This is a genomic window from Cetobacterium sp. ZOR0034 (assembly GCF_000799075.1).
Taxonomy (GTDB): Bacteria; Fusobacteriota; Fusobacteriia; order Fusobacteriales; family Fusobacteriaceae; genus Cetobacterium_A.
Genome location: NZ_JTLI01000059.1, coordinates 1 through 10,301, shown reverse-complemented (window position 1 = coordinate 10,301; position 10,301 = coordinate 1). Strand labels below are relative to the sequence as shown.

Genomic DNA, 10,301 nt, shown 5'->3' with positions numbered 1-10,301 from the left:
GCGGTGAAAGTCGCATGCACGGTGTGGAGCAGGGGAAAAGGTGGAGATAACTTCAAAGCCTTACCTATTGCTATAATTGTTTGTGGACGAGAATGTAGATGTAATATATATTACAACACCTCATAATACTCATATTGATTTTATGTTAAAAGCGATTGAGAATGGAAAGCATATTCTTTGTGAAAAAGCTATTACGTTAAATAGCGAAGAATTAGATAGAGCTATTACTTTGGCTAAAGAAAAAAATGTTGTATTAGCTGAGGCTATGACAATTTTCCATATGCCAATTTATAGAGAGTTAAAAGATAGGATTGATTCTGGAAAATTAGGTGAGCTTAGAATGATTCAATTAAACTTCGGAAGTTATAAAGAATATGATATGGAAAATCGTTTCTTTAATCCCAATCTTGCAGGAGGAGCTCTTTTAGATATTGGTGTATACGCAATATCATTTGCTAGATTATTTATGTCTGCGAAAATAACACAGGTATCGAGTCAAGTAAAATTTGCTCCATCAGGAGTGGATGAGCAGGCTGGAATACTTTTGATGAATGAGAAACAAGAGATGGCAACAATAGCTTTGACACTACATTCAAAACAACCTAAACGTGCTGTAATATCTTGTGATAAAGGATATGTTGAAATAATGGAGTATCCAAGAGCTCAGAAAGCTACAATTGTTTATACAGAAACAGGAGCCACAGAGATCATTGAAATAGGAGATACTAAAGAGGCTCTTTATTATGAAATGCTTGATATGGAAAAAGCTATAGCGGGAGAATCTACAATTACTCGTTTAGAAATAACAAAAGAGGTTATGGATATAATGACAAATCTTCGTAAAGAATGGGGATTAGTTTATCCTGAAGAAAGAAAATAAAAATTAATTAAATTAAAAAAGTAGATGTCTTAAAATTATTTTTAAGATATCTACTTTATTTAAAAGTTTATTTTAGTTCAAAAAATTATTTTGAATAGAAATTAAATTAGCTTGAATCGTTTCTAATTTAATTAAAAAATTACTTTTTTGATTAATATGAAAAACAGCTTGTTTTTCCCATTTTCTAGATTCATATAGATTATTATTTAATAAAATATAACACTCTTGGCAAAATTCAATATAATCTTTATAGAAATCCTTAATATTTTTGAAATTCTTTTTTTTCTTTAGATAAAAAAGTAAAAGTTGCTCTTCAGCGCTAAGTTTTGTAATATTATTAACAAATTCTTTTTTGCCTTTCATAGTAATAAGAACATCATTTAAAAATTGAAGCACATCACTATAAGTTTTAAATTCTCTGATAAAACTGTCAAACTTTTTAAATTTTTCATAATCCCATTTTAGATCTCTACTCATATTCACTCCTTGTTCACTCCTAACAATTTTTGTGTAATTTTTAGGTAAGTCTCCTGACTTAGAATCATTTTACTCCTATCCTTCCCAGAACATAGTATTCCAGTGGTTAACATAGTTTCATCCTCATTACAGTAGCGGAGGCTGTGTAGGAATCTCACCTACTTCCTTGTTATGCCTAAGCACCTAAAAATTTTAAAATTTAATTTTTTCAATACTTTTATAACTCATTTTATATGGTTTTGTCAAATTATTTTTTTAATTAATCTATACAGATACTAATAGATAATATATACTATAATAAAAAATATACAAGAGAGAGGAGATAAAAACAAATGAATATGAAAACTATTTATTATTTTTCAGGAACTGGAAATACATTATATTTAGCAAAATTTTTAAAAGATAATTGTTCATACAATTTAGTAAATATAGCTGAAGTTTTAGATAAAAATATAAAAATAGAAGGCGAAGTTGGTTTTTTATTTCCGATATATGCTATGGGGATTCCAAAATTAGTTGAAAAGTTTATAAAAAATATAGAGATAGGTGATGCTAAATATATATTTGCAATAGCCACATGTGGAGGAAGCGGATATGGTATTCCATTTCAACAAATAAATAATATTTTAAAAAATAAGAGTACTAAGTTAAATTATTCAGAATATTGTCATATGCCAGATAATTATTTAAAGTTATTTAAACCTTTATCAGAAAGTGATGCCAAAATTGATCTAGAAAAATCTAGTTCCAAAATGAAACTAATTTCAAAAAATATATCTAATCAACAAAATAGTTATAATAAAAGTCACATTATTTTATATCCAATTTTTTTACTTATATATAAATTTTGGAGATTAGGATTGAAGAGAACTCATAAAAGTTTTGAAGTGAGTAAAGAAAAATGTATCACTTGCAAAATCTGTGAAAAAGTTTGTCCTGTAGATAATATTAAATTAGAAAATGAAATTCCGAGTTGGCAAAATAGCTGTGAAGAGTGCCTAGCTTGTGTAAATCTTTGTCCGACAATAGCAATATCGTGTGGTAAGAAAAGTAAACATAACATGAGATATAAAAATCCATATATATTAGTAACCGAATTAATAAAACAAAAAAGTGGTAGTTAAACCACTTTTTATTTTTCAACCTTTATTTTCAGCACTGCCGTTTTGATAAGCTATTGCGGTATCAAAAATTAATTCCTATCTCTAAAGCATTTTTTATATTTTATAACATTTACCCCTGTAGGCCCCGAGTCGTTTTTTTTGTCCTTTTGCACCAATTAGCCTTTTTAGTCAATAAAATCAAGAGATACCAAACTTTGATATCCCTTTTTTATTTAATTTAGACTTTCTTACAGTTTTTTTAAAATATTTATATCAGTTTTTTGTTCTTCAATATCAAATTTTTGATTTTTTTCATTGAAAAACACTTTTTTAGGCATTAATACTTTTTATTTATTTAAATCATTGATTTTGTTAACTCAATCAAAGAAAAAGTGACTTTTTTCGAAAAAAATGAACCAAGGCCTTATACTGTGACTGATATAATAGATTGTAAGATTTCGTGAGAGAACAATGTAAATTTTTGTGAGAGGAGAATGCTTGATTTTTTCTAAAAAATATTGTAATAAAAGTAGTCATTAAATTACAAGGAGATGACTGCTTTGAAAGGACTGTATATGTTTGAAGAAATTAAAAAATTAAAAGAATCTCAAGTTGCTAAACAATTAAATATTGATACTAGAACTGTTAAAAGATATTGGAATATGAGCGAACAAGATTTCTTAAATCTTGTAAAAAAACTTAATGAAAATAAATCAAAATCAATATTAGATCAATACAAAGATGAAATATTAGGATTTTTAATAACTTACAAAGATTTTACCGCTGCTCAAATTTATGACCGTTTAAAAGAACAGCATATTAATTTTGATTTATGCAAAAGCAGTGTTAGAAATTATGTCGCTAAATTGAGAGAAAAAAATAATCTTAATAAAAAATTGAAAGAACGTGAATATGTAGCTGTAGAAGAACTTCCTATGGGGAAGCAAGCGCAAGTGGATTTTGGAGAAATTATTCTTTATGATGTTGAAAATAATCCTGTAAAAGTATGGACTTTTGCTATGATGTTATCACATTCAAGATATAAATATGGATGTTGGCAAGATAAGCCATTTAATGCTCAAGATTTTGTAGAGGCTCATAACAAAGCTTTTCAATATTTTGGAGGTATTCCAGAAGAGATTGTATATGATAGAACTAAAGTTGCTTTAGTAAATGAAAATGAAGATGGAACCTTTAAGCTCTGTAAAGCTTTTGAAGAGTATGTTAAAAAAGTTAAGTTTAATCCTGTGTTCTGTAAGCCTTACGATCCTGAAAGTAAAGGGAAAATAGAAGCTGTTGTTAAATATTTTAAGTTTAATTTTGCAAACCATAGAACGTTTAAAGGTATCGATAATCTTAATGCAGCTTTTCATAGATGGTTAGAGGGTACAGGAAATACGAAAGTCCATCAGACAACAAAAAAAGTGCCCTCAGAAGTATTTTCCCTGGAAAGACAATACCTTTCTGATAAGCACTTATCTAAAGACATCCCAATTATACAACACAGAGTGAAAAAAGACAATACGATTTCTTATGAAGGTAATCGTTACTCTTTACCGAAGGGAACATACAGCGCTCATAAAGATATAGTTTTAAATATTGTTGGTGATTTACTTGAAATTAAAACGTTAGATTTAAATTTAATAATTTCATATAAAATGGCTACTGGAAAAGGAAAACTGATTCAAAAAGAACCTTATCATAGACAGATTGATAAAGAAGTTTCAGAACTAAAAACTGAAGTGTTTGAACAGTTTAAATATAATGAGCGTATATTAGAATACATTGAAAAATTAGTAATATCTGATCCTAAAAATGTTAGAAGAAATTTAGTTAAGCTACAGAAACTAGGAAATGAATTTTCCTTAAATGCTTTAGTTGGAGGAGTGGAATATTCTCTTTTAAAAGGTGATTTGTCATTAGGAACATTATCTTTAAAAGTTAAACAAAACTCTTTTTCTGTTAAAAAAGAGGAAATTTTACAAAGTGATTTAATTCCAAAAATTTGTGATGTGAATACACGTAGTATTTCAGAATATCAAAATATACAGGAGGAAGGGTTATGAAGGATTTAGATATTTTAAGAGATATGGCAAACCAACTAAAACTTTCTACTTTAAAAACTAGTATCATGAAATTCATCGAAGAAGCAGAACAAGGAAGTGAAACATATAAAGAGTTTCTTTTTAAGATATTAAAAGCTGAAGTTGAGCGTAAAGAAAAGGATGCTTTAAGAAATCGAATTAAAAGAGCAAGATTTCCTTATACAAAAGAGGTTGAATCTTTTGATACAACTTTTCAAAAATCGATTGATAAAACTAAGATTAATATTTTGAAAGAGATGAAGTGGATTGATAACATGTATAACTTAATCTTCTTTGGTCCACCAGGAGTCGGGAAATCTCATTTGATGATAGGATTGGGCTATCGCGCTACAGAGTTAGGATATCATGTATTATTTTTTACTATGAGCGAATTAATATATTTTTTAAAAAATAAGAACAATTGTAGGAAATCCAAAGAAGTAATAAATCGCTTGAATAAATGTGATGTGCTAATGATAGATGAAGTTGGATATATTCCACTAACTAAAGAAGATGCTAATTTATTCTTTGAAATAGTGAGTGGATTACATGAAAAGACATCAATTTGTATAACCTCAAATAAAGATTTTAGCCAATGGACAGAGCTTCTTCAAGATGAAGCTCTAGCCACGGCAATATTAGATCGGCTAGTTTATAGATGTCAGGTTTTTAATCTGAAAGGTAACAGTTATCGACTTGAAAATAGAGAGACTATCTTCAAGTAAAAACTTACAAATACCTCTCACGAAAATTTGTAAACCCTTATCACATTTTTTTACAAATATGATTGACGTTCACAATACTTTCATAGTTTTAATTTTATTCCCATTTTATTATCGTTTATTTGTAAAAACTGTGGAAATATAGATTATGAGAAAATTTCTTTTAAACGATTTACCCCATCTATAATTTCTGGAATATCTGTAGTTGCAAAACTCAGTCTGAAATATTGATTTTTCTGATTATCTAAAAAGAAAACATTTCCAGAAAGAAGTAGAATATTATTCTCTTTACACTTTAAGTAAAATTGACTCGAATCTATTGTATCATTTAGTTTTATCCAAACATAAAAACCACCATCAATATTATAAATAACATCTAAAAAAGGTATCTCTTTTAGTTTCTCAGTTAAAACAAGATATCTTTCTTTATAAATTTTGATTAGATTTTCTATATGTAATTTGAGAAAATTACCTTTCAAAAAATTAGCTAAAACTTTTTGATCAAGAGCTGATGTCGATATATCTGTGGTAAACTTAACAGTCACTATTTTAGAAATAAGCTCAGTTGGTGCTATCATATATGCTAATCTTAAACCTGGCATAATTATTTTAGAAAATGATTTAATGTAAATAACAGTCTTATTATCAGAATCTAAAGATTTTATAGAGGTTCTAGGGCTATTGTAAAATGAAAGCTCTGATGCAAAATCATCTTCCACAATCAAAGTGTTATATTTTTTAGCTAATAAAATTAACTTTTGTTTCTTTTCTTCACTCCAAGAAACACCTGTGGGACAGCTAAAATCCATTGTCGTATATATAAAGGATATTTTTTCTTTAGATAAGATTTCTTCCAATTGAGTAAGATTAAAACCATCCTCTTCCATTTCTACAGGATAAATTTTACAATTTGTTTTAAAAGTATTTAAAGCACCATGATAAGTTGGATTTCCTACAACTATTTTATTTTTTCTTTTAGACGAAAGCGTTTTTAATATCAAATCCAATCCTTGCTGTGAACCGCTAGTTATTTGTATATCATCTTTAGATATAAGAATCCCTTTATCTTCAACAGTTTTCTTAATGACTTCTCGAAGCTCATCTAAACCTTGAGTAGGATGGTATAACATAATTTTAGGTCCATCCTTTTCTAAAACATCATTATATAATTTTTTAAAAATTGGAAATGGATAAACATCTTCTGAAGGAGTTCCACTTGCAAAATTAATAAGATTATTTTGTTTTAATTGACCAACTTTAAAAGTTTCAATAAGATTATTAGATGGTGTATTGTAAAATAAAGATTCTTTAGATTTTACAAATATTCCAATGCCACGTTTTTTTATAATATATCCCTCTTTTTCTAAAAGAGTAAAAGCTTTCATAATTGTAATATTATTTAGTTTATACTTTAAAGCAAGTTGTCTAATTGATGGCAATTTAGAGTTTTCTGGATATTCATTTTTTTCAATTTTATTTTTTAAATCTTCATAAATTTTTAAGTAAATAGGTATTTTCTTTTCTGCTGAGTTATTTTTCATAAAACCTCCGTCTGTAGTACTACAGTTTTTGATATATAACATTGACATAACTGTTATAGTTTTGTAGAATTAAAAATATATTTCACCGACAACACTGTTATACTATTTTTTTTAATATTTGTAAATAAGAAATGAGGAGAAAAGGATGAATATTTTAAATTATGTAGGAAGAACACCAATTGTAAAAATTAAAAATTTATACGGAGAACAATATCCTGATATTTATTTAAAATTAGAGGAATTTAATCCAGGGGGAAGCATTAAAACAAGAGTTGGTTTTGAAATGATTAGAGACGCTGAAGACAGAGGGGTGTTAAAAAAAGGTGATACACTTATAGAAGCAACTGGGGGAAATACAGGTCTTGGATTGGCAATAGCGGCTTCTTTGAAAGGCTATAAATTAAAGTTAGTTATTCCAGATAATTTCAGTAAAGAAAAAATAAATATTTTAAAAGAATATGGTGCTGAAATTATTTATTCAAATCATGAATTAGGTAATAACTCCCATCTAATAAAGTTAAAAGAAATTTTAAGTGAAAATAAAACATATATAAATTTAAATCAATTTGAAAATATTTCTAATCCAAATTCACATTATCTTTTCACAGGAAAAGAAATCATTAATTCATTAAAAAAGATTGATTATTTTGTATCTGTAATGGGTAGTGGGGGAACAATTGCGGGAATATCTAAATGTTTAAAAGAACATAACTTAGAAACAAAAATAATTGGAGTACAACCAGAGGGGTGTGATATATTTAATGGTATTTTTATTCCACATAAAATTCAAGCAACAGCAGTTGGAGTAATCCCCAAATTTATAAATAGAACTGATATAGATGAGATGATATCTGTAGATTATAATGAAGTACAAATTATTAGGGAGCGTTTAGCAAAAGAACAAGGGATTTTTGTAGGAATATCATCTGGTGCAAATTTATTAGCAGCATTAAAACTTTCTAAAAGTTTAGATAAAGAGAAAGTTATAGTAACCATTTCACCAGATAGTGGTAGAAGCTATTTATAAAAAACGGAGGGGAAATATGCTAAAAGTTAAATTACTTAATAAAATTTTAAAAATAGCTAATAAATATGAATACTTTAAGATTTTTCCAATTGATAATATCTTAGAAAATGCCTATGAAGATTTAATTTCTTTTTCTGAAAAGGATCCAAGTAGTAAAAATAATCCCGAGTATATTTTAGAATCTTATAACTCTTATCTGAGTGTTTTATATTATAGAATAGCTAATTCAATAGTAGATAATAATTTAATTTTAGCAAGAAAAATTACAGAAGATTCTAAAGTTATCACAGGAATAGAAATACATCCTTGCGCTAAGATAGGAAAAAGATTTGTGATAGATTACGGAGTAGGAACTGTGATAGGTGAAACTAGTATTATCGGTGATGATTGTTACATACTACAATCAGTTATATTAGGTGCTGATAAAATAGCTAATAACAAATTAGGAAATAGACATCCTATAATTGGAAATAATGTTGAAATTGGTGGATTTTCAACTTTAATAGGCTCTATTAAAATAGGCGATAACACAAAAATAGCCCCACATTCAATAATAAGAAATGAAATTCCTAAGAATTCAAAAGTTCTTTCTCTAGGAATGGTCCAACTCATAAAAAATGAAACTTTAAAAAATATAAATTTTAACGGCTACATTAAAAACGATAATCATATAGTTCTTTACTTTGATGAACTAAATCAAAGATTCATGAATATTTATATAAATGACAACTTAATTAAAGATGATTTAGTTATTACTGAAAATGAAATAATTGTAAAAACTTATAAAAATCAGATAAATAAATATAAAATTAATTTTACAAATAATGAAGAGTTTTTATTAACAATTTAAAAGGAGCGATTATGAAAACAGAAAAAATATATTATAAAAATCAATTTCAAACATTTTGTGAAGCAGTTTTAATGGAGAAAACAGAAAATGGACTTATATTTGATAAATCTATTGCTTATCCAGAGGGTGGTGGGCAGATAGGAGATGTTGGAGTTTTAATCAGATGTAAAGATGGATCTGAGATTCCATTTTATAATACAACAAAAATTAAGGGAAGAAATCTTTTCTTAAGTGACTTTCCTAGTATAAAGGTAGAAAATCAAATTGTTCATCATATAGATAGTAATTATGAATTCCAAAAAGAAGAAAAATTTCTTATAAAGTTAGATAGTGTAAAAAGAGCTCAAACAACTCTTCATCATTCTGGTTTACACCTTGCTTTAATGGTATTAGAAGATATGTTTCCAGGTATTGATAAAAAAATAGCTGGTGCTAAAATAACTGATAAATATGGAAGACTTGATTTTTCAATAGATTTCAAATTTAGTCCAGAACAAATAGCTAATATAGAATCTCGTTGTAATGAATATATAGATAAAAATATTCCAATAAATATATTCTCTCATCCAGAGGAAAATGAGGCTCTATATTGGAAATGTGACAGTTATATCGTTCCTTGTGGTGGAACTCATTGTGAAAATACAAAAGATTTAGTTGGAATAAAAATTAAAAGAAAAAGCATTGGAAAAACATCTGAAAGGCTAATTGTTGAATTACCTTTTAATGAAGAGTTTTTTAATTTATACGGTGATTCAAATGATTAAAGGAGCTTCAATTAATAGCACTTCTAAAGTTACCTTAGAAAGCAAATTTATATTATTAACCATTTTGGCAATTTGTTTTTTAGCAACTGGTGGAATCTTTGTAAAACTAAGTTCACTTCCACCTATAGCTACAGCATTTTATAGAATTTTATTTTCGATACCAATACTTTATCCGTTTGTAAAAACTGATTTAATAAAAACATCAAAAAAAGATAGGAATTTAATCTCTTTAGCTGGAATTTTTTTAGCTTTAGATTTAATTTTCTGGAATATATCTTTCCATTTAACAACTGTTGCAAATGCTAATTTATTAGCTAATTTAGTTCCTTTTACAGTTATTCCAGTTTCTTATTTTTTATACAAGAAACGACTATCAAAAGTTTTTATTATTGGGTTATTTATAACTTTGATTGGACTAGTTGTTCTTATGTCTGGAAAACTAAATCCAAATATAAATAATTTTAAAGGAGATATGTTAGCATTTATTACCTCAATATTTTATGGATTATTTTTATTAGTTGTTTCTAATATTAGAAAGAGAATAAATGCTATGACAATTATATTTATAAGTGGATTTGGAGGAGGACTTACACTATTTATAGCTATGTATGTGATAGAGGGATTACACTATCCAAAAAATATAAATGAAATACTTCCTCTTGTAGGATTAGCTTTAGTATCTCAAATTTTAGGACAGGGTCTTTTGAGCTATTGTATAGGAAAAATTGATATAACTTTATCATCTGTTTTAGTTTTAAGTCAGCCTATTATTGCAGCGTAACTACTCAGCTAGTAACTAATAAAGTTTAATAGGAAAGATACTTTTTTCAAATTAATGAAGAAAGTATCTTTT

General features: G+C 27.1%; 10 protein-coding genes and 1 riboswitch. Of the genes, 8 read left to right on the top strand and 2 right to left on the bottom strand.

Annotated features, from left to right (window positions below):
* The first annotated feature begins 82 nt into the window (after positions 1-82).
* Positions 83-880: a Gfo/Idh/MocA family protein gene (locus L992_RS10560; RefSeq protein WP_231549787.1), complete on the top strand. Its 798-nt coding sequence runs from the start codon at positions 83-85 to the stop codon at positions 878-880.
* Positions 881-952: 72 nt separating this feature from the next.
* Here L992_RS10560 and L992_RS10555 read toward each other — a convergent pair whose 3' ends face one another.
* Complete coding sequence (locus tag L992_RS10555; RefSeq protein WP_156110687.1) at positions 953-1,363, bottom strand: hypothetical protein; 411 nt, start codon at positions 1,361-1,363, stop codon at positions 953-955.
* Positions 1,364-1,382: 19 nt separating this feature from the next.
* Positions 1,383-1,559: riboswitch (cobalamin riboswitch) on the bottom strand.
* 130 nt (positions 1,560-1,689) lie between these two features.
* Between L992_RS10555 and L992_RS10550 the strand changes: the two genes are divergently transcribed.
* The 3 genes from L992_RS10550 (at position 1,690) to istB (ending at position 5,269) form a co-directional block, all read left to right on the top strand.
* The gene (locus tag L992_RS10550; protein WP_047396148.1) at positions 1,690-2,481 is read left to right on the top strand and encodes an EFR1 family ferrodoxin; all 792 of its coding nucleotides are present in this window, start codon (positions 1,690-1,692) and stop codon (positions 2,479-2,481) included.
* A gap of 539 nt (positions 2,482-3,020) precedes the next feature.
* Positions 3,021-4,526, top strand: coding sequence for an IS21 family transposase (gene istA, locus L992_RS10545; RefSeq protein ID WP_052193977.1), 1,506 nt, complete (start codon positions 3,021-3,023; stop codon positions 4,524-4,526).
* Entirely contained in the window at positions 4,523-5,269 is a 747-nt protein-coding gene (gene istB / locus L992_RS10540; RefSeq protein ID WP_047396146.1) for an IS21-like element helper ATPase IstB, read from the top strand. The genes istA and istB overlap by 4 nt, the downstream gene beginning before the upstream one ends.
* Before the next feature lie 143 nt (positions 5,270-5,412).
* Here istB and L992_RS10535 read toward each other — a convergent pair whose 3' ends face one another.
* Positions 5,413-6,807 carry a PLP-dependent aminotransferase family protein gene (locus L992_RS10535; RefSeq protein WP_047396143.1) on the bottom strand — a complete coding sequence of 465 codons (1,395 nt, stop codon included), beginning with the start codon at positions 6,805-6,807 and terminating at the stop codon, positions 5,413-5,415.
* Between the two features lie 145 nt (positions 6,808-6,952).
* Between L992_RS10535 and L992_RS10530 the strand changes: the two genes are divergently transcribed.
* Genes L992_RS10530 through L992_RS10515 form a run of 4 tightly spaced genes read left to right on the top strand, consistent with a single transcriptional unit; the run spans position 6,953 to position 10,229 of the window.
* Positions 6,953-7,834 carry a PLP-dependent cysteine synthase family protein gene (locus L992_RS10530; protein WP_047396140.1) on the top strand — a complete coding sequence of 294 codons (882 nt, stop codon included), beginning with the start codon at positions 6,953-6,955 and terminating at the stop codon, positions 7,832-7,834.
* A 16-nt stretch (positions 7,835-7,850) separates the two neighbouring features.
* Positions 7,851-8,684, top strand: coding sequence for a serine O-acetyltransferase (locus L992_RS13365; protein ID WP_081982873.1), 834 nt, complete (start codon positions 7,851-7,853; stop codon positions 8,682-8,684).
* An 11-nt stretch (positions 8,685-8,695) separates the two neighbouring features.
* Positions 8,696-9,448, top strand: a complete 753-nt coding sequence (locus L992_RS10520) for a hypothetical protein (protein WP_047396138.1) — start codon at positions 8,696-8,698, stop codon at positions 9,446-9,448.
* Positions 9,441-10,229 (top strand): DMT family transporter, encoded by a 789-nt coding sequence (locus L992_RS10515; RefSeq protein ID WP_052193976.1) that lies wholly within the window; start codon positions 9,441-9,443, stop codon positions 10,227-10,229. Before L992_RS10520 ends, L992_RS10515 begins: the two co-directional genes overlap by 8 nt.
* Positions 10,230-10,301: the final 72 nt, after the last annotated feature.